Annotated in this window: 20 protein-coding genes; 10 read left to right on the plus strand and 10 right to left on the minus strand. The window is 73.3% G+C overall.

The window, feature by feature from the left end:
* Positions 1-17 precede the first annotated feature (17 nt).
* Complete coding sequence (locus BIV28_RS11405; protein WP_076261919.1) at positions 18-716, plus strand: class I SAM-dependent methyltransferase; 699 nt, start codon at positions 18-20, stop codon at positions 714-716.
* A gap of 79 nt (positions 717-795) precedes the next feature.
* Here the strand turns inward: BIV28_RS11405 and BIV28_RS11410 are convergent, their stop codons facing one another.
* Both BIV28_RS11410 and BIV28_RS11415 read right to left on the minus strand, forming a co-directional pair.
* Entirely contained in the window at positions 796-2088 is a 1293-nt protein-coding gene (locus BIV28_RS11410) for an MFS transporter (RefSeq protein WP_083707263.1), read from the minus strand.
* Positions 2089-2154: 66 nt separating this feature from the next.
* Positions 2155-2937, minus strand: a complete 783-nt coding sequence (locus BIV28_RS11415; RefSeq protein ID WP_076261921.1) for a sigma-70 family RNA polymerase sigma factor — start codon at positions 2935-2937, stop codon at positions 2155-2157.
* 296 nt (positions 2938-3233) lie between these two features.
* Here BIV28_RS11415 and BIV28_RS11420 point away from each other — a divergent pair, with 296 nt between their 5' ends.
* The 4 genes from BIV28_RS11420 to BIV28_RS11435 are packed head-to-tail and all read left to right on the plus strand — an operon-like array spanning position 3234 to position 9074.
* Complete coding sequence (locus tag BIV28_RS11420) at positions 3234-5906, plus strand: GAF domain-containing protein (protein WP_076261923.1); 2673 nt, start codon at positions 3234-3236, stop codon at positions 5904-5906.
* Positions 5903-6295, plus strand: a complete 393-nt coding sequence (locus tag BIV28_RS11425; protein WP_076261925.1) for a response regulator — start codon at positions 5903-5905, stop codon at positions 6293-6295. The genes BIV28_RS11420 and BIV28_RS11425 overlap by 4 nt, the downstream gene beginning before the upstream one ends.
* Positions 6295-7452 carry an adenylate/guanylate cyclase domain-containing response regulator gene (locus BIV28_RS11430; RefSeq protein ID WP_076261926.1) on the plus strand — a complete coding sequence of 386 codons (1158 nt, stop codon included), beginning with the start codon at positions 6295-6297 and terminating at the stop codon, positions 7450-7452. Before BIV28_RS11425 ends, BIV28_RS11430 begins: the two co-directional genes overlap by 1 nt.
* Positions 7449-9074: a peptide ligase PGM1-related protein gene (locus BIV28_RS11435; RefSeq protein WP_083707264.1), complete on the plus strand. Its 1626-nt coding sequence runs from the start codon at positions 7449-7451 to the stop codon at positions 9072-9074. The genes BIV28_RS11430 and BIV28_RS11435 overlap by 4 nt, the downstream gene beginning before the upstream one ends.
* Positions 9075-9078: 4 nt before the next feature.
* On the opposite strand, the gene BIV28_RS11440 is transcribed toward BIV28_RS11435, so the two are convergent.
* Positions 9079-9273, minus strand: coding sequence for a hypothetical protein (locus BIV28_RS11440; RefSeq protein WP_076261928.1), 195 nt, complete (start codon positions 9271-9273; stop codon positions 9079-9081).
* Between the two features lie 147 nt (positions 9274-9420).
* Between BIV28_RS11440 and BIV28_RS11445 the strand changes: the two genes are divergently transcribed.
* A complete protein-coding gene (locus BIV28_RS11445; RefSeq protein WP_076261929.1) occupies positions 9421-10113 on the plus strand; it encodes a Crp/Fnr family transcriptional regulator in 693 nt (230 codons plus the stop codon).
* Positions 10114-10217: 104 nt separating this feature from the next.
* Here the strand turns inward: BIV28_RS11445 and BIV28_RS11450 are convergent, their stop codons facing one another.
* Both BIV28_RS11450 and BIV28_RS11455 read right to left on the minus strand, forming a co-directional pair.
* Positions 10218-10964: an aquaporin gene (locus BIV28_RS11450; RefSeq protein ID WP_076261931.1), complete on the minus strand. Its 747-nt coding sequence runs from the start codon at positions 10962-10964 to the stop codon at positions 10218-10220.
* A gap of 132 nt (positions 10965-11096) precedes the next feature.
* The gene (locus BIV28_RS11455) at positions 11097-11993 is read right to left on the minus strand and encodes a peptidoglycan DD-metalloendopeptidase family protein (protein WP_076261933.1); all 897 of its coding nucleotides are present in this window, start codon (positions 11991-11993) and stop codon (positions 11097-11099) included.
* Between the two features lie 115 nt (positions 11994-12108).
* Between BIV28_RS11455 and BIV28_RS11460 the strand changes: the two genes are divergently transcribed.
* A complete protein-coding gene (locus tag BIV28_RS11460) occupies positions 12109-12438 on the plus strand; it encodes a DUF952 domain-containing protein (RefSeq protein WP_076261934.1) in 330 nt (109 codons plus the stop codon).
* Between the two features lie 34 nt (positions 12439-12472).
* On the opposite strand, the gene arfB is transcribed toward BIV28_RS11460, so the two are convergent.
* From arfB to BIV28_RS11475, 3 genes are all read right to left on the minus strand, one after another.
* Entirely contained in the window at positions 12473-12928 is a 456-nt protein-coding gene (gene arfB / locus BIV28_RS11465; RefSeq protein ID WP_083707265.1) for an alternative ribosome rescue aminoacyl-tRNA hydrolase ArfB, read from the minus strand.
* Between the two features lie 27 nt (positions 12929-12955).
* Positions 12956-13723: an SDR family NAD(P)-dependent oxidoreductase gene (locus tag BIV28_RS11470; RefSeq protein WP_076261936.1), complete on the minus strand. Its 768-nt coding sequence runs from the start codon at positions 13721-13723 to the stop codon at positions 12956-12958.
* A gap of 63 nt (positions 13724-13786) precedes the next feature.
* Positions 13787-14938, minus strand: coding sequence for an acyl-CoA dehydrogenase family protein (locus BIV28_RS11475; RefSeq protein ID WP_076261938.1), 1152 nt, complete (start codon positions 14936-14938; stop codon positions 13787-13789).
* A 132-nt stretch (positions 14939-15070) separates the two neighbouring features.
* Between BIV28_RS11475 and BIV28_RS11480 the strand changes: the two genes are divergently transcribed.
* From BIV28_RS11480 to BIV28_RS11490, 3 genes are all read left to right on the plus strand, one after another.
* Entirely contained in the window at positions 15071-15499 is a 429-nt protein-coding gene (locus BIV28_RS11480; RefSeq protein ID WP_076261940.1) for a hypothetical protein, read from the plus strand.
* A gap of 14 nt (positions 15500-15513) precedes the next feature.
* Positions 15514-15954: a hypothetical protein gene (locus BIV28_RS11485; protein ID WP_076261942.1), complete on the plus strand. Its 441-nt coding sequence runs from the start codon at positions 15514-15516 to the stop codon at positions 15952-15954.
* 148 nt (positions 15955-16102) lie between these two features.
* Complete coding sequence (locus tag BIV28_RS11490) at positions 16103-17392, plus strand: MFS transporter (protein WP_076262198.1); 1290 nt, start codon at positions 16103-16105, stop codon at positions 17390-17392.
* A gap of 8 nt (positions 17393-17400) precedes the next feature.
* On the opposite strand, the gene BIV28_RS11495 is transcribed toward BIV28_RS11490, so the two are convergent.
* Entirely contained in the window at positions 17401-18477 is a 1077-nt protein-coding gene (locus tag BIV28_RS11495) for an ABC transporter ATP-binding protein (RefSeq protein WP_083707266.1), read from the minus strand.
* Positions 18474-19259 (minus strand): ABC transporter permease, encoded by a 786-nt coding sequence (locus tag BIV28_RS11500; RefSeq protein WP_076261944.1) that lies wholly within the window; start codon positions 19257-19259, stop codon positions 18474-18476. Before BIV28_RS11500 ends, BIV28_RS11495 begins: the two co-directional genes overlap by 4 nt.
* Positions 19260-19280 lie beyond the last annotated feature (21 nt).

Raw genomic sequence — 19280 nt, forward strand, 5'->3', positions numbered from 1 at the left:
CGGGTGACCATCGGCTCATGACGAGCGACGCGCACCAGCACCACCCCGGCCGCAGCGGCCACCACCCCGACCGGCACGGCGACCGCCCGAGCGACCCCGCGCAGTTCTGGGAGCAGCACTACGGCGCGCTGGCCGAGGACTGGGGGACCCGCCCAAACGCCTCGCTCGTCCGGCTCGTCGAGGAGCACGCCGTCGTGCCGCCGGGCCCGGGTGCCCCCGCCCTCGACCTCGGCGCCGGGCACGGCGGTGACGCGGTGTGGCTCGCGGCGCGCGGGTGGAGCGTCACCGCCGTCGACGTGTCGACCACCGCCCTCGGACGCGTCGACGCGCTCGCCGCGGCGCACGCCGTCGGCGACGCTGTCACGACCGAGCGCCACGACCTCGCCGCATCGATGCCACAGGGCCCGTTCAGCCTCGTCACCGCGTCGTTCTTCCAGACCCCGCTCGACCTCGACCGGGACGCGGTGCTGCACCGCGCCTCGCGGACCGTGGGCCACGGCGGATGGCTCCTCGTCGTCGACCACGCTGCCGCGCCGTCCTGGGCCGGGCCCGACCACGGGCACGAGTTCCCCACGGCTGCAGAGACGCTCGAGGGCATCGGGCTCGGCGACGGCTGGGTCGTCGAGCGCTGTGAGCGGGTCACCCGCACCGGCACCAGCCCCGAAGGCCAGCAGGGCGAGCTCGTCGACAACCTGCTCGTCGCCCGTCGGCTCTGACCCGGTCGCCGGGCCTGTTCGGACCGAGGCGTTGCGTCAGTGCTCACCCTGAGTGAGCACTGACGTAGGGCTCGCTACGTCAGTGCTCACTCTCGCTGAGCAGTGACGGAGCCGACCCCCGGCCGAGGTGGTCGCCGCTGCTCCGGCCGAACCGCCACATCGCGACCGCCCCGGCCAGCGGCCCGGGCGCGAGCAGGAGGAAGGCGAACTGCCACCCGACGCGGGCCGCGAGCACCGCGGCCAGCTGGATCGTCACGACGGTGAGGGCGAAGCCGATCGCGGTCTGCACCGTCAGGGCCGTGCCGACGAAGCGCTGGTCCACGCTCTCGCTCAGCGCGGTCGAGAAGACCCCCGAGTCGGCGATGACGGCTGCACCCCACACGGCCAGGAACGGCACGAGGGCCTGCTGCGGCCAGGTGAACGCCCACGGCGAGGCGAGGCAGCAGGCGCCGCTGACCACGAGGGCCGAGGTCGCCGCGAACGAGCGCCCCCGCCGGTCGGCGAGGACACCCCCGACGAGCGCACCGACCGCGCCGGCGAGCCCGATGACGGCGAAGGTGAGCAGGCTGACGGCAGGGCCCGGTCCGCCCCGGCCGGACGCCTCGCGTCCGGCGACGAGGAAGGCCGACAGCCAGGTCCAGAAGGCGTAGAGCTCCCACATGTGACCGAAGTAGCCGAGGTTGGCGAGCCGGGGGCGGCGTTCCCGGAAGACCTCGAGGGCGTAGCGGGCGTGCGGGCGGGCGGATGCGCTGAGCAGCGGCCCCGGGCGCACGAGCAACCACGCGATGCCGGCGGCGACGAGCGTGATCGCGGCGGCGACGAGCATGACGCCGCGCCACGGCAGCGGCCCGACGCTCGCGACGAGGTGCGGCATCGCCGACCCGAGCGTCAGCGCGCCGATGAGCACGCCGAAGGCCCGCCCACGGCCGTCCGAGCCGACCCACGAGGCCGTGAGCTTCATGCCGACGGGGTACACGCCGGCGAGGAAGAACCCGGTCAGGGCCCGCAGGGGGACGGCAGTGCCGGGACCGTGCGCGGCGAGCGCGAGCACTGCCGTGCACACGGCAGCCCCGAGCGCGCTCGCGGCCATGAGCCGCTGCGGGAGCACCCGGTCGGCGAGGCCCAGCGTGCTCGAGGTGACCGCCCCGACGGCGAAGCCGACCTGCACCGACGCCGTGAGCCACACCGCGGCGGTCGTCGACAGGGCCCACTCGGTGCGCAGGCTCGGCGCGATCGCCGTGGCCGAGAACCACACCGCGAGGCCCAGCACCTGCACCAGGGCCACGAGCCGCCGCTGGCCACGGGCCGAGAACCGCGCCCGGCCCGGGACGAGCGGGCCCGCGTGTCCGGGGTCGTCCGCGCGCTGCTGCATGCCGACACCATGGCACGACGTCAAAGCTCGCGCGCCGGGGCTCGCGCGCCCGGTCGCGCGAGCGCGTCAGGCGATCCGCTCCCGCAGCGTCTGCAGGACGCGTCGGAGCGAGCGCGACACCTGCATCTGGCTCACCCCGAGCGCCTCGCCGATCTCGCGCTGGCTCAGGTCGTCGACGAAGCGGCGGTGCAGAAGGTCACGGTCCGCCGTCGACAGGTGGCGCACGGCGGAGCCGATGGTGACGCGGTCGTCGGCGCCGTCGAGATCGACGTCGTCGCAGGCGATCCCGCGCTCCATGGGCTGGTTGTCGTCGTCGCGGACGCGCTGCTCCAGCGGGTCGGCGTGGAAGTACCGTCCGGTCGCGACCGCCTCGCGCACCTCCGAGGCCGTGCTCGAGAGCGACTGCGCCAGCTCGGCGTCGGTGACCGGGCGCCCGAGGTACTGCTCGAGGCGCTCGCGCTCCGCGGTGGCGTCGGCGCGCAGCTCCTGGAGCCGACGCGGTGGGCGCACGAGCCAGGCCCGGTCGCGGAAGTGGCGCTTGAGCTCGCCGGTGATCGAGGGCACGGCGTAGGCCGCGAACGACGGGCCGGCCCCGGGTCGGTAGCGCGACACTGCCCCGACGAGGGCGAGGCGGGCGACCTGGACGAGGTCGTCCTGCTCGACGCCGCGCCCGGAGTACCGGGCCGCGAGCGTCGCGCAGAGGTCGAGGTAGAGCACGCAGATGCGTTCGACGACGGCGTCGTGCGCCGCCGGCGTCACCGCCCTCGCCAGCTCGGCGAAGAGGGCGTCGGTGACCGCGTCGCGGTCGGTGTGCGTGGCCGTGCGGGTGCTGTCGGGCCCGGACGGCACGCCGACTGGCGTGCCACGGGGCGGGGGAGGGGTGGACCGGTCGGCGGTAGGCGCCATGACTCGTCCGTTCGATTGGGCACGAGTCGGCCTTTTGGCTGGACCGCTCTGTCCTCGACCATCGCACGCCGCGCCCCGGAACACAACATGCCGGGACGGCAGGATTGCCGCGCGACCACCCGGACCGCCACAAAGCCCCCCAGGGCATCCGTTCCGTCCCGCCGCAGGTGCGGGAGGAGGAGACTGCTGGGCAGGTCGTCCCTCACACGACGGCCGCCGCACGCGCTACTGGGGGCTCGATGGCCGACTTCGAGCAACGCAACGACGACGCGATCGACCGCGACCGGGCCGACCTCGATGCTCGCCTCGGCAAGGCGGAGCAGCAGTTCCGGGCCACGAGCGAGATCCTCCGCGTGCTGACGAGCGCCACGCGCACCGGCCAGCCGGGGCGGGACCGGGTCTTCGACGCCGTCGTCGACAACGCGCGGCGGCTGCTCGCCGCCCAGGTGGCGCAGATCTACCTCGTCGACGGGGACTCGTTCGTGCTGGCCCGCTCGAGCGGCCTCACGCGGGAGTTCGTCGACTTCGTCGCGGCGCACCCCATCGCGCGGGACCGGGCCACCCTCGTCGGACGCGTCGCGATGGACCGGGTCGTCCACCGCATCGACGACGTCCTCGCCGACGCCACGTACGGGCGCACCGACTTCCAGCAGCTCGGTGGCTACCGGACCATGATGGGCGCCCCCATGGTCGTCGGCGACGAGGTCGTCGGCGCCCTCAACGTCTGGCGCACCGAGGTGGACCCGTTCGACGAGCGGGCCGAGGAGCTGCTGACGACGTTCGCGGAGCAGGCGGCGCTGGCGCTGCGCCACGTCGAGCTCTTCGCCGCCGTCGAGAGCAGGTCGGCCGAGCTGGCCCGCAAGGTCGACCAGCTCGAGGCGCTCGCGGAGGTGGGCGCGGCCATCAGCTCGACCCTCGTGCCCGACGAGATCCTCGCGCTCATCGTGTCCCGGGCCGTCGAGTTGTCGGGCACCGACGGTGGCTCGCTCATGGAGTTCGACGAGGAGACGGGCCTGTTCGGCGTCCGCACGGTGTCGGGGACGAGCCCGGAGGTCGTCGCGGCGCTCCGCGAGGCCGAGATCCGGATCGACAGCACGTGGGTCGGGCGCGCCGCCCGGACGCGTGAGGTGCTCCAGATCCCCGACCTCGACGCCGTCCCGCCGCCCCTCGACGACCACCTCGCGGTGCTGCACGGCTCGGGCTGGCGCTCGCTCGTGGCCATCCCGCTGACCCGGGCGGAACGGGTCGTCGGGGCCCTCGTCGTGCGGCGCAAGTCACCGGGCAGCTTCAGCGCCGACACGTGCGAGCTGCTCGCGGCCTTCGCCGCCCAGTCGGCCGTGGCGCTCACCAACGCCCGGCTCTACCAGCAGCTCGAGCAGCAGAGCGTCGAGCTCGCCGAGGCCAGCCGGCACAAGTCGGAGTTCCTCGCCAGCATGTCGCACGAGCTGCGCACGCCGCTCAACGCCGTCATCGGCTTCTCCGAGGTGCTGCTCGAGCGGATGTTCGGCGAGCTCAACGAGCGCCAGGAGGACTACCTGCGCGACATCCACTCCGCGGGTCGTCACCTGCTCGCCCTCCTCGGCGACATCCTCGACCTGTCGAAGATCGAGGCGGGTCGCATGGAGCTCGACCTCAGCACCTTCCCCGTCGAGGACGTCATCGCGCAGGCGCTGGCGCTCGTCCGGGAGCGCGCGACGCTGCACGGCATCGACCTGACGCTCGAGGTCGCCGACTCCCTCGGCGTCGTGACGGCAGACGAGCTGCGTCTCAAGCAGGTGTTGCTCAACCTGCTGAGCAACGCCGTGAAGTTCACGCCCGACGGCGGACGCGTCGACGTGCGTGGGTGGCGCGACGGCGACGACGTCCTCGTCACCGTGACCGACACCGGGATCGGGATCGACCCCGCGGATCAGGAGCGGATCTTCGACTCCTTCCAGCAGGGCGAGCGGTCGGCCTCGACGAGCGAGGGCACCGGGCTCGGCCTCACGTTGAGCCGCCGCATCGTCGAGCTGCACGGTGGGCGGCTCTGGCTGACGAGCACGCCCGGGAAGGGCAGCACCTTCGGCATCGCGGTGCCCCAGCGCGCGCCGGGCGCCCCTCCCGACGAGACACGGTGGGAGGAGGGGGCCGACGCGTCCGGCCCCACGGTCGTCGTCATCGAGGACGACGCCCGCTCCGCCGAGCTCGTCGGGCTGCACCTGCGCGTCGCCGGCCTGCGGGCGCTCGGGGCCGCGACGGGCGAGGAGGGCCTCGAGCTCGTCCGCGCCGAGCAGCCGGTGGCCGTCGTCCTCGACATCCACCTGCCCGGGATGAACGGGTGGGAGGTCCTCACCGAGCTGAAGTCCGACCCCCGGACGGCGTCGGTGCCCGTCGTCATCGTCAGCGTCGAGCCCGAGCGGGGCCGCGGGTTCGCCCTCGGGGCCACCGAGTACCTCGTGAAGCCGGTGAGCGGGGAGCACCTGCTGGCGGCCGTCTCACGGGTCCTGCCGCACCGGACGCCGGACGACGGCGCCGGGCCGCGGCTCAGCGTCGTCGTCGTCGACGACGACCCCCTCGCCCTCAAGCTCGTGCGCAGCACGCTCGAGCCGCTCGGGTGGGAGGTCCACACGTGCGCGGGCGGCCGGGAGGCGGCCGACGTCGTCCGCGAGGTCGCGCCGTCGGTCGTCGTCATCGACCTGCTCATGCCGCAGGTCGACGGCTTCGCCGTCATCGACGAGCTGCGCCCCGAACGTGACTCGGACGGGCCGCCGATCGTGGTACTGACCGCGAAGACCCTGACGCCGCAGGACCGTTCGCGTCTCGAGGGACGCATCGAGTTCGTGGCCCAGAAGGCGGGGCTCGACCTGGCGGGCCTCGCCCGTCGGCTCGCCGCGGTCGCCTCGGACCACGACGCCGACGAGGAGCCGTCGTGACCCGCCCGCCCGTCGTGCTCCTCGTCGAGGACAACGAGCGCAACCTCAAGCTCGCCCGCGACGTGCTGGAGTACGCGGGCTTCACGGTCGTCGTCGCCACGACGGGGGAGGAGGGCGTCGAGCGGGCCCGGGCCTCGCTGCCCGACGTCATCCTCATGGACCTCCAGCTGCCCGGCATCGACGGGTTCGCCGCGCTCGAGCAGCTCCGCGGCCACGGCCCCACCGCGCACATCCCGGTCGTCGCCCTCACCGCCTTCGCGATGCGCAGCGACCGCGAGCGGGTGCTGACCTCCGGGTTCTCGGGCTACCTGGAAAAGCCGATCAGCGTGCGGGAGTTCCCGGCGCAGGTGCGCCGTCACCTGCCGCACCGCGACGAGGTGGAGCGCTGATGGGCATCTCCGCCGACACCCTCGCGCAGCCCCTGACGGGGGTGCGGGTGCTCGTCGTCGACGACCTGGAGCAGAACCGCAAGCTCATGCACGCGGTCCTCGAGCCGCGTGGCTTCCTCGTGCGCTCGGAGGCCTCGGGCGACGCGGCGCTCGCGGCCCTGGCCGAGGCGGAGGTCGACGTCGTGCTCCTCGACGTGCTCATGCCGGGCCTCGACGGCTACGAGACGTGCACCCGCATCAAGTCCGACCCGCGCACGGCCCTGCTCCCCGTCGTCATGGTCACGGCGAGCGGTGCGCAGGAGCGGGTCCGGGCGCTGGAGGCCGGCGCCGACGACTTCGTCACCAAGCCCTTCGACCCGGCCGAGCTGCTGGCCCGGGTCCGGTCGCTCGCCCGCGTCAAGCGGCTGCATGACGTCGTCCTCGAGCAGTCGCGGGCCCTCGAGCTCTGGAACGCCGAGCTCGAGTCGCGCGTGGCGGCGCAGGTGGAGGACCTCCAGCGGCTCGGCCGGCTGCGCCGCTTCCTCTCCCCGCAGATCGCCGGGCTCATCGTCGAGTCCGGCGACGAGTCGTTCCTCGAGAGCCACCGCCGCGACATCACGACGGTCTTCACCGACCTGCGCGGGTTCACGGCGTTCGCCGAGACGGCCGAGCCCGAGGAGACGATGTCGGTGCTGCGCGAGTACCACGCCGCCCTCGGCGAGCTCGTCTTCGCCTACGAGGGCACGCTCGAGCACTTCGCCGGCGACGGCCTCATGGTGTTCTTCAACGACCCGCCACCGTGCCCCGACGCGCCGGTCCGGGCCGTGCTCATGGCCCTGGAGATGCGCGACCGCGTCGACGACCTGACCGAGGCGTGGCGCCGGCGCGGCTACGACCTCGGCTTCGGCGTCGGCATCGCGCAGGGCTACGCGACGCTCGGGCGCGTCGGCTTCGAGGGGCGCTGGGACTACGCCGCGATCGGCACCGTGACGAACGTGGCGGCACGGCTGTGCGCGTCGGCGGCCGCGCGCCAGGTGCTCGTCAGCCCGCGCGTCCTCGCGGGCCTCGACGAGCGCTTCGAGACCAGGTCGCTCGGGCCGCGTGAGCTGCGCGGGATCGCGCGGCCCCTCGAGGTCCACGAGGTCGTCGGCACCGTCAGGCAGGAGGCCACCCCATGAACGACGCCATGATCGCCGGCGTACCGGCCGGCGGGATCGCCGACCTCGACCAGGCGGAGGTCGAGCGCCTCTTCGACGACCTCCAGGCCCGGTTGCCTGACGTCTGGCGCCGGATCCGGCAGGACGACCCGCTCGAGTCGGTCGTCGTCGTGCCGTCGATGAGCATCGACCGCATCGGCCCGTCGGCCGGTGCGATGAACCAGGCCCTCGAGGAGCGGCTCCTCTTCCTCCTCCTGCTCCTGCGCCAGCCGCGGCTGCGGATGGTCTTCGTGACCTCGATGCCGGTGAGCGAGGCGATCATCGAGTACTACCTGTCGCTGCTGCCCGGCGTCATCCCGAGCCACGCCCGCTCGCGGCTGCAGCTCGTGTCGGTCGGTGACTCCTCGGCGACGCCGCTCACCGACAAGCTGCTCGGACGACCGCGGCTGCTGGCCCACATCGCCTCCCTCGTGCCCGACCCCGCGCGGTCGCACCTCGTCCCGTACACGAGCACGCCGCGGGAACGCGACCTGGCCCTGCTGCTCGGCATACCGATGTACGCCGCCGACCCGCGCCTCTATCCGCTGGGCACCAAGACCGGCTGCCGGCGGGTCTTCGCCGAGGCCGGCGTCGAGCACCCATACGGCACCGAGGACCTGCACTCGACCGACGACGTCGTCGACGCGCTCCTCGACCTGCACGCCTCGCGTCCCTCGGCGCCGTGGGCCCTGGTCAAGCTCAACGACGGGGTGTCCGGGTCGGGCAACGCCCTCGTCGACCTCCGCGACCTTCCCGACGCGTCCGACGCGTCCGACGCGTCCGACCCACGCGTGCGGGAGACCGTGGTCGAGCGCCTGCGCAACCTGCAGCTCGAGGACACGACCGTCCCGGTCGAGGCCTACCTGCGTCGGCTCGAGGAGATCGGCGGCATCGTCGAGGAGCGCGTCGTCGGCGACGAGGTGCGCAGCCCGAGCGTCCAGCTGCGGGTCACGCCGCTCGGCGAGCTCGAGATCCTCTCGACGCACGACCAGATCCTCGGCGGTCCGACCGGGCAGCTCTACCTCGGTGCGCGCTTCCCCGCCGACCCGGCCTACGCCACGACCATCACGCGCGATGCCGAGCGGGTGGGACGCGTGCTCGCGGACAAGGGCGTGATCGGACGCTTCGCCCTCGACTTCGTCGTCGTGCGCCACGGCGACGCGTGGGAGGCGCACGCGATCGAGATCAACCTGCGCAAGGGCGGCACGACCCACCCGTTCCTCACGCTCCAGTTCCTCACCGACGGCGAGTACGTGCACGAGGAGGGCCGGTTCGTCACGCCGTCCGGGCAGGCCCGTCACCTGGTGGCCACCGACCACCTCGAGGACCCGGCGCTCAGGGGGCTGCGCACCGAGGACCTGTTCGACCTCGTCGCGCGCTCGGGCCTGCACTTCGACCAGTCGCGCCAGACCGGCGTCGTCTTCCACATGATCAGCTCGATCACCGAGTGCGGCCGGGTCGGGATGACGGCGATCGGGGACACGCCAGACTCCGCCCAGGAGGTGTTCGACCGGGCGGAGTCGGCGTTGCTCACCGAGGCGCGCGCCTCCCTGCGGCCGCTGGCGGTGCCGGCTCCCGCACGCCTCGGCGAGGGTCTGCGGTGAGCGGTCAGGGAGCGATCGAGGCCGAGTGGATGAGGGCGCCGATGAACGCCTGCCGCCAGGTCAGCCGCACCAGGGCCGCGCGGGCCGAGGCGCTGCCGCAGTCGCACTCCCACGTCCACGACCCGAGCCGGGTCCGCGTGACCCGCGGGTGGTGGTGGGCCAGGTCGGGGTGTGCGTGCCGTCCGGTCGTGGTCGTCATGTCGAGCTCCTGCCTCCGCGAGGGGTTCGAGGCCCCTCGCCCTCCGGATGTCCTCGGGCACGACGATCCCGTTCCTTCGGCCCCGCGTCTGTGCCCGCCGCGACACTCCACGGGTGCGCGCGGGCACCCGTTCGTCCCGCGACCGGCATGACACCGACGCCCGGCCTGCTGGCCGACCTCGGGCCGGAGGAGCGCCGCGCGGTGCTGGCCCGCATGCGTCGGCGCACATTCGCGGCGGGCGAGATCGTCTGTCACGAGGGCGATCCCGCCGACACCGTGCACTTCGTCGTCGAGGGCAGGGTCATGGCCTGGCGTGCGTCGGAGTCGGGCGACGTGCACGCGTACACGGTCATGGGCCCGGGGCAGACGTTCGGCGAGCTCGCGATGATCCGGCGCGACGGCCGGCGCACGGCCACCGTCGAGGCCATCGAGCCGACGGTGACGATGACACTCGCCTACGTGGAGTTCGAGCGGCTCTGCGCGTCACATCCGGAGGTCAACCGGCTGCTCCTGCGGTTGCTCGCGGCGCGCGTCACGCGGCTCACGGACGCCCTCATGGAGGCGCTGCACCAGCCGGCGGAGCAGCGGGTGGTGCGACGGCTGGCCGGCCTCTGCGACGTCTACTCGGCCTCGTCGCACGACGCGGTCAGCGTCACGGTCCCGCTCAACCAGAGCGGGCTGGCCGAGCTGGCCGGGGTCACCCGCCCGACCGCCAACCGGGTGCTGCGCCACCTCGAGGCCGAGGGCGTCGTCGAGCTGCTCCGGGGACGCATCGCGGTCCTCGACGTCGGGGCCCTCCGGCACGCCGCCGAGCGCGGCCGGGGGACGCGTCACGGGTGACCCGTCGCTGGTCCCCGGCCCGGCACGGTCGAGCCCGGGGCCCGTGACCTCGGTCGTCGGGCCCCGGGCTCGTGGTCGGGGCGGGTGTCGTCGCGCGGGCGCGGTCAGCCCGGCACGTCCGCACCGGTGGGGTCCACCTCGGGGTGCGAGATCGCCGTCTCGAAGTACGGCGCGGCGAGGGCCGCGATGACCCCGCCCACGAGCGGGGCGAGGATGAACAGCCACACGTGGGCCAGCGGCTCGCCACCGTTGAGCAGTGCCGGCCCGATGCTGCGCGCCGGGTTGACCGACGTGCCGTCGAGCGGGATGCCGACGAGGTGGATGACGGCCAGGGTGAGGCCGATGGCGAGCCCGGCGAACCCGGGAGCCGCCTGGCGGTGCGTCACGAGGAGCACGACGAACACGAGGAGGAAGGTGAGGACCACCTCGAGCACGAAGGTGCCGCCCATGCTGATGGTCGGGCCCCAGTTGTTCGTGCCGAGGGCACCGGTCTGGTCCGTGACACCGCCGAACCCGGAGACCATGAGCTTGATCAGCGCCGCGGCGACGACGGCCCCGACGAGCTGGGCGACCCAGTAGTAGCCGGCCTCGGCGGTGGTGATCCCCTTGCGCAGGAGGATCCCGAGGGTGACCGCGGGGTTGACGTGGCAGCCCGTGAGGGGACCGATCGAGTAGGCGAGGGCGAGCAGGACGAGCCCGAACGCGAGGGCCACGCCGGTGTCGCCGATCTTGTTGCTGCCGAAGACGGCAGAGCCGACGCCGAAGAAGACGAGGACGAAGGTTCCGACGGACTCGGCCACGGCCTTGCGGACGATGTCGGGCGCCGGTTCTACGGTGCTGGACTCGGGCATGTGCGGTCCTTTCCGTGAGGGATGAGCAGTCCCGTTCCCCCGGGGCGCTCCGTGCCAGCGTAGGGCGAACGGCAGGTCCCGGTCACGTGGGCCGGGACCTGCCGTGCTGGTGGAGCGAGGTGCGTCCTCAGCTCACGGGAGCTCGAGGAAGGCGTTGCGCAGGAGGGGCTGGTTGTTGACGAACCCATAGCCGGCGCAAGCGGATCCGCTGCACGACACCCGCGAGTCGACGCCGACGCGCATGTCGATGTGCAGGTGCGAGTCGGTGCACAGGGCGTGGTACTTCGTGCCGACGTAGCCGATGCGCTGGCCCTTGCTCACCGACTGGCCGACGGACACGACGGGCGCCGGGCTGTCGTCCATGTGTGCGAAGTACCAGAGCCGGCCGAACCCGTCCTTGACGGTGACCGTGCTGCCGACGCTGTCGCAGGAGGTGCTGCCGGCGCGGACGTTCTTCGTCATGACGGTGCCGTTGACGGGCGAGAGCACCGAGGTGCCGGTGGCGGCGAAGATGTCGGACGCGTTGTAGTCGTGGTGGCAGTTGTCCTTGCTGTCCCAGCACCAGTGCGGGGTGCGGTTCTTGATGTCCGCCTGGTTGACGGCGAGCGGGAAGCGCAGGGAGGCGTCGCCGATGATCTGCGAGGCGTTGTTGTTGTAGACGTTGCTGTTGAGGTTGACCTTGGCGCCGTCGGGGATCTGGTCGTAGGTGCCGCCGAAGTCGCTGTTGTAGAAGACGAACACCGGCTTGCCGGTGCGGTTCCACACCGACGCCGTGTTGTTCTTGACGCACTGGCCCTGGCCGGCGCCGCTGCTGACGAACTCGATGCAGCCGGAGCCGCTGCCGTAGTCGCGCTGTGAGTTGACGAGGTCGACGCGCGACCCGGCGTTGCCGCTGTTGTAGTAGAGGCAGAACTCGCCGTCCTCGCAGACGCCGTTGCGGGCGGTGGCGCTGGCCGACGGGGCGCCGGCGACGAGGGCGGCGGCCAGCGCCGCCATCGCGACGACGGCCGTACCGAACTTCCTGAGCATGGGAGTGACCTTTCCCGAGCAGAAGCAGTGGTTCTGTGGACCCTCCGCACTGAACGCCCCCCGGCTAACAAGCGGCTAACCGCCGGCGTCCGCCACGGGGCGCCATGATGGGCGAGTGACGATCTACCACCTGGCCGAGCAGGCCCACTGGGAGCAGGCCCTGCGCGACGGCGCCTACACACGGTCGACGCGGCAGCTGTCCCTCGAGCAGGAGGGCTTCATCCACGCCTCGACGGCCGAGCAGTGGCCGGTCGTGCGCCGACGCTTCTACGGCGACGTCACCGAGCCATTGGTCCTGCTCGAGATCGACGAGTCCCGGCTCGGGTCCCGGGTCGTCCACGAGGTCGGCGACCCGGAGACGGGCGAGCAGTTCCCGCACGTGTACGGACCGATCGAGGTCGACGCGGTCGTCGCCACCACGGTGCTGCCCCCGCCGCACGCCTGAACCCGCCTCACCGTCAAGAGGCCACGACGGGCCGTCAGTCGGGGCGCATCCTCCCGCGTCCGGACTTCACCTCACCGCGGCGCTTCTTGTCCTCGAGGCGACGCCGCTGCGAGCCGCGCGTCGGCTTCGTGGCGCGCCGTGACGGTGGCGGGGGCGCCAGGGCCTCGCGCAGCAGCGCGACGAGGCGCTCGCGCGCGGCCTCCCGGTTGCGCAGCTGGGACCGGTGCTCCGACGCGACGACCGACACGCGTCCGGCGACGAGCCGGCCGCCGAGGGCCGCGACGGCGCGCTCACGCTGCGTCGGCGTCAGGGCGCTCGACGCGCCCGGCTCGAAGAGCAGCTCGACGCGGCTGTCGGTGGTGTTGACGCCCTGGCCGCCCGGCCCGGACGACCGGCTGAACCGCTCGAGCAGCTCGGCCGCGGGGATGACGAGGCCTCGCCGCAGCCCCGGGCCGGGCGCGACGACGAGGTCCTGACCCGGTTCGCCCACCCCGCCATTGTGCGCGACGGCGCCGCGTCAGCGCGGCGGCATCCGGAGCGCGCCGTCGAGGCGGATGACCTCGCCGTTGAGCATCGGGTTGTCGACGATGTGGCGCACGAGCGAGGCGTACTCGACGGGGTCGCCGAGGCGCGAGGGGTGCGGCACCTGCTTCTCGAGGATCTCCTTGACCTCACCCGGCAGTCCGGCGAGCATCGGCGTCTCGAAGGTGCCCGGAGCGATGGTCATGACGCGGATCGCCTTGTCGGCCAGGTCTCGTGCGGCCGAGAGCGTCAGGCCGACGATGCCGCCCTTGCTCGCCGCGTAGGCCGCCTGGCCGATCTGCCCGTCGAACGCCGCGATGCTCGCGGTGTTGACGATGACGCCGCGGTCGCCGTCGACGGGCTCGTTGGCGAGCATGGCCGCGGCCGCGAGGCGAAGCACGTTGAACGAGCCGACGAGGTTGATGTCGATGACGGTCCTGAAGGTGTCGAGCGCGAGCGGGCCGCCGCGGCCGATGACGCGGCCGGGGGTGGCGACGCCGGCGCAGTTGACCGCGATGCGCAGCTCGCCCAGGGAGGTGGCGCGGTCGACGGCCGCCTGGACCTGCGCCTCGTCACGCACGTCGGCCGGCACGAAGACGACGTGGTCGCCGCCGAGCTCGTCGACGAGCGCCGGGGCGGTCGAGCCCTCGAGGTCGATGACGACCACCTTGGCGCCGTCGGCGACGAGGCGCCGGACCGTGGCCCCCCCGAGGCCCGAGCCTCCGCCGGTCACGAGGGCGACGGTCGATGAGTTCAGCTGCATGGCAGGGCCTTTCGGGTCAAGGGAGGTAGGCGAGTGGTGCGGGGATGCGCGGGAGTCGGCAGGTCAGCGGACCTGGGCGAGCAGCTGCCGGGAGACGACCAGGCGCTGGATCTGGTTGGTGCCCTCGAAGATCTGGGTGACCTTGGCCTCGCGCATGTATCGCTCGAGGGGGAAGTCCTCGGTGTAGCCGGCGCCACCGAGCACCTGGACGGCGTCGGTCGTCACCTTCATCGCCGCGTCGGTGGCGACGAGCTTGGCGACGGCCGCCTCCTTGCTGAATGCGCGTCCGGCGTCCTTGAGCCGGGCGGCGTGCAGGTAGGTGGCGCGCGCGCTGGTGACGGCGGCCTCCATGTCGGCGAGGAGGAAGGCGAGGCCCTGGAAGTCGGCGATCCGGCGCCCGAACTGCTCGCGCTCGGACGCGTACCGCGCCGCGGCGTCGAGGGCCGCCTGCGCCAGGCCGGTGGCGGCCGCGGCGATGCCGAGCCGGCCGGCGTCGAGGGCCGACAGCGCGGTCTTCATGCCGTCGCCCTCGGCGCCGACGAGGCGAGCGGCGTCGACGGGGACGGCGTCGAACATGACCTGCGCGACGGGGTCGCAGTGCAGGCCCATCTTGCGCTCGGGCTCGGCGAAGGTCAGCCCGGGGGCGTCGCCGGGGACGATGAACGTCGACAGGCCCTTGCCGCCGTCGTCGGAGGTCCGGGCGAAGGTCGTGTAGTAGTCGGCGTGCCCGGCGTGGCTGATCCAGGCCTTGGTGCCCTTGAGGCTCCAGCCGTCGGCGGTGCGGGTGGCGCGGGTCGTCATCGAGGCGATGTCGGAGCCGGCGAGCGGCTCGGACAGGCAGTAGGCGCCGAGCTGGTCGCCCGAGAGCATGCCCGGCAGGAGGGCGGCCTTCTGCTCGTCGGTGCCGAACGTGGCGACGGGGTAGGCGGTGAGGCTGTGGACGCTGACGCCGACGGCGACGCTCATCCAGACCGAGGCGATCTCCTCGACGACCTGCAGGTACACCTCGTAGGGCTGGTCGGCACCGCCGTGCTCCTCCGGGTAGGGCAGCGACAGCAGCCCGGCCCGCCCGAGCGTGCGGAACGCCTGCTCGGGGAACGCGTGGGCGCGCTCGGCGTCGTCGACCCGCGGGGCGAGGTCCTTGCGGCAGATCTCGCGCGTCAGCTCGATGAGGTCGGCGGCGTCGTCGGTGGGCATCAGCCTCGTCGCTGGCATGGCGAAATACTAGGACGTCCGAGCATCTCGTCCAAAATGTGGACGGCCTCGGTGTTAGCCGCCTGTTAGCCCGGCTCGATTGGCTGGACCCGTCCAGCACCGCACGCGCTCACAGGAAACAGGAAGGACCCCATGAAGAAGCTCCTCGCCGTCGCCGTGGCGGCAGCCGGGATCGTGCTCTCGAGCGCCGTCCCGGCGATGGCCGCGCCCCGGCCACCGGCCGCCTCGGACGCCGATCTCAAGTGCTCGTACTGGTGGACCGACCCGGGCAGCACCAACTTCGTCTACTCCTGCTACGACCGGAAGTACGACAACTTCTGGGTCTACGACGGCGTCAAGGACGGCAACTCCGCCGTCGTGCGCTGGTCCACGCAGACGGGTGGCTCCGGCTCGTGCCGCAACGCCCAGGGCGTCGGCACGTGGCAGCGCTGCTCCTACGACCTCGCCGAGTACAAGGCCGACGGCACCCGCAACCACGTGACGTGGGACGAGTACCGCTACGACTCCGCCTACGACTCGTGGCAGCTGGTCACGGCCCCGGCCGGCACCTCGGTCACGTGAGAGGACGACCCGACATGATGCGGAAGAAGACCCTCAGGACCTCCGCGGTGGCACTGGCCGCCGTCGCCGCCATGGCCGCCGGCATGGCCCCGGCGAGCGCCAACGACTCGCCGGCCGGGTGCGGCTCGCCGCACCTGGTCAACAGCGCAGGCATCTACGCCTCGTGGGGCGGCGAGCGCATCGGCACGCTCTCGCAGTACTGGGGCTGGTGCAACGGCAACCTGCGCAACTGGGCCCACGTGCACCTCGGCTCGGGCCAGGCGTGGGCGACGAAGATCAGCATCCAGACCCCGGACGGCGTGAAGCACGGCACCCGCGTGCAGCAGTACGGCACCGACTTCACCTCCGACCCCACGGCGACGATGGACCGCAGCACGCGGGCCCGGGTCGAGGGCGACGTCTGGCTCGGCCAGGTCGAGCCCATCGACGTGGCGACCACCGGCTGGAGCGGCTGAGCACCGCCGGCCCGACAGGCGAGCGGGCGCCGACCCGACGTGTCGGCGCCCGCTCGCGCGTCCTCGATGCGTCGTGCACCGCCCCGACACGACCGGGACCGTCGAAAAGCCGGGGACGTCGGGGTCGTTCGCGCCGTACCGTCGGTCCGTGCCGAACCTCCTGCTGGTGCCCCTGCGCCCGGCCGATGCGAGACGGACCTTCTACGCGCTGACCGCGGTCAGCGCGTTCGCCTTTTCGGCCTGCTTCACCCTCAACCTCGTCTTCCAGTACCGCGTCATCGGCCTCGACCCGTTCCAGATGGTGCTCGTCGGAACCGTCCTCGAGGCGACGTGCTTCCTCTTCGAGGTGCCGACCGGCGTCGTCGCCGACCTCGTGAGCCGGCGCCTGTCGGTCATCATCGGCTTCTTCCTCATCGGCGTCGGCTTCGCGTTCGAGGGCCTCGTCGCCACCTTCGCCGCCGCGGTCGTCGGCAACGTCGTGTGGGGGATCGGCTACACGTTCACCTCGGGCGCGCTGCAGGCGTGGATCACCGACGAGGTGGGGGAGGAGGAGGTCGGCCCGGTCTTCACGCGCGAGACCCAGATCGACCTCGGCGCCAGCGTCGTCGGCACGCTGGCCGCGGGCGCGCTCGGCCTCGTCGCGCTCCGCGTGCCCGTCGTCGTGGCCGGCGTCGTGCTCGTCGGCCTGGCCGTCGGGCTGCTGCTCGTCATGCCCGAACGGCACTTCCACCCGACGCCGCGTGGCGAGCGCGAGACTTTCGCGCACCTGCGCGGCCAGGTCGTCGCCGGCCTGCGGGTGGCCCGGCACCGTCGCGTCGTGCGGGCCTTCCTCCTCGTCAGCCTCCTCGTCGGCCTGTCGAGCGAGGTCTTCGACCGGCTCTGGCGGGTGCGGCTGCTCGACTCCTTCGCGATGCCGGAGGTCTTCGGCGGCGACGAGGCGCTCGCGTTCACCGCCTTCGCCCTCGTCGGCACGCTCATCTCGCTCGCGGCCTCCCTCGCCAGCGGGCGGTGGCTGCCGCGGCGGTTCGTCGACGAGCACCCGGCCGTGCCGGTCGTGGTGGCGGTGTCGGCGCAGGTGGCGGCGGTCGTCGGCGTGGCCCTGCTCGGCAACCTGTGGCTCGTGCTCGCGTGCGTGTGGCTGCGCGGCGCCGGGCAGGCCTTCGCCGGCCCCATCCAGGCTGCCTGGCTCAACCGCAACCTCGAGTCGGGCACCCGCGCGACGGTCCTGTCGATGAACGGCCAGGCCGACGCCGTCGGCCAGGTGGCGGGCGGGCCCCCGCTCGGGGCGCTCGCGTCGTGGGCTTCGATCCCGGTGGCGCTGCTCGTGGCGGCCGTGGTGCAGGCCCCGTCGGTCCTCGCGTTCCTGCGCGTGCGCCGCAGCACCGGGCGGCCCGACGCCGAGCCCGTCGGCGACGTCGCACCGGCGCCCGCCACCTGACCTTCGGGTCAGCGAGGGTAGGTGCGCACCTCGGTGGCCTTGACGGCGGCCCACAGCTGCTCGCCCACGCGGATGCCGAGGCCGGCCACCGACTCGAGCGTCACCTCCGCCGTCAGGTCGAGGTCGCCCTCCAGCCCGACGCGGGCCGACTGGCCCTGCATCGTCACCGACGCCACCCGCAGCGGCCACGTGTTGCGGGGCGAGCCGTCGGGCCGGGAGCGGTGGAGCGCGACGCCCTGGGGCGGCACCGTCGCCCACACCGGACCCTGCGTGGGGTCGGTGGTCACGAGCAGGGCGCCGGTCGGCGTCGTGACGTGACCGTGCGAGTCACCGTGTCCCGCATAGAGGTTGAGGCCCACGACGGTGGCCACGTAGTGGCTGCGGGGCTCCCCGAGCACCTCGGCCGGCGTGCCCGCCTGCGACACGCGGCCGTCCTCGACGAAGACGAGGGTGTCGGCGAGCGTCAGGGCGTCGAGTGGGTCGTGGGTGACGAGGACCGTGATGCCGTCGTAGCCGGCGAGGCGGGCGGCGAGGTCGCTGCGGGTGCGGGCCCGGGTGTCGGGGTCGAGCGCGGCGAGCGGCTCGTCGAGCAGCAGCAGCGCCGGGTCGGTGGCGAGCGCCCGGGCCAGGGCGACCCGGGCCTGCTGGCCCGAGGACAGCTCGCGCGGGCGGGCGGCGGCGCGCTCGGCGAGGTCGACGCGTCGGAGCTCGTCGTGGGCCCGATCGCGCGCCGTGCGCCGGTCGACACCCCGGCTGCGCGGGCCGTAGGCGACGTTGTCGAGGGCGCGCAGGTGGGGGAACAGGAGGCTGTCGGCGAGCATGAGCCCGACGGCGCGCTCCTCGGGCGGGACGCGTCGGTGCCCGTCGTCCCAGACGGCCGGGCCGACGCGGACGTGCCCCGCCTCGAGGGGCAGCACGCCGGCGAGGGCGAGCACCGTGGTCGTCTTGCCGCCGCCGTTCGGGCCGAGCACCCCGATGACCTGACCCGGCTCGGCCGCCAGCGCGACGTCGACCTCGATCGGCCCGCGCCGCAGGCGGACCCGGGCGTCGAGGTGGCCGGGGGCGTGTGGCGTCGGGGCGCTCACCGCAACCACCGCCCACGGAGCACGCCGAGCACGAGGACGCTGACGGCGAGCAGCAGGATCGAGATGGAGACGGCCACCTGCGGGTCGCGCTCGAGCTCGACGTAGACGAGCAGGGGGAGGGTCTGGGTGCGGCCCTGGAAGTTGCCGGCGAAGGTGATCGTCGCGCCGAACTCGCCGAGCGCCCGGGCCCATGCGAGGGCGAGCCCGCTCGCGATGCCCGGCAGCACGAGCGGGATGCCGACGGTCCGCAGGTAGCGCAGGTCGCTCGCCCCGAGCGTGCGGGCCACCGACTCGAGGCGGGGGTCGAGGCCGCGCATCGCCCCCTCGACGGCGAGCACGTAGTAGGGCATCGCGACGAAGGTCTCGGCGAGCACGACCGCGACCGTCGTGAACGGGATCTGGATGCCGAACGGCGAGAGGTACTGTCCGAGAAGGCCGTTGCGTCCCCACGTCATGAGCAGGGCCACGCCGCCGACGACCGGGGGCAGCACGAGCGGCACCGTGAGCAGCGCGCGCAGCCAGCTCGTCGCGCTGCCGTCCGAGCGGGCCAGCAGCCACGCGAGCGGGGTGCCGAGGAGCAGGCACAGGAGCGCGGTGCACGAGGTCGTCGTGAGCGAGAGGCGCAGGGCCGGAAGGACGGTCGGCGTCGCGAGGTCGGACGGGATGCGCGCCCAGTCGGCCCTCAGCAGCAGCGCCACGAGCGGCACGACGAGCAGCAGCAGCGCCAGCGCCGCCGGCACGCCGAGGGCGACGCGCGAGCGCCACCGTCCGCCCTGCCTCATGTCACGCCATCCTGCCCGCGT

The sequence above is a fragment of the Intrasporangium flavum genome, assembly GCF_001956915.1.
GTDB lineage: Bacteria > Actinomycetota > Actinomycetes > Actinomycetales > Dermatophilaceae > Monashia > Monashia flava.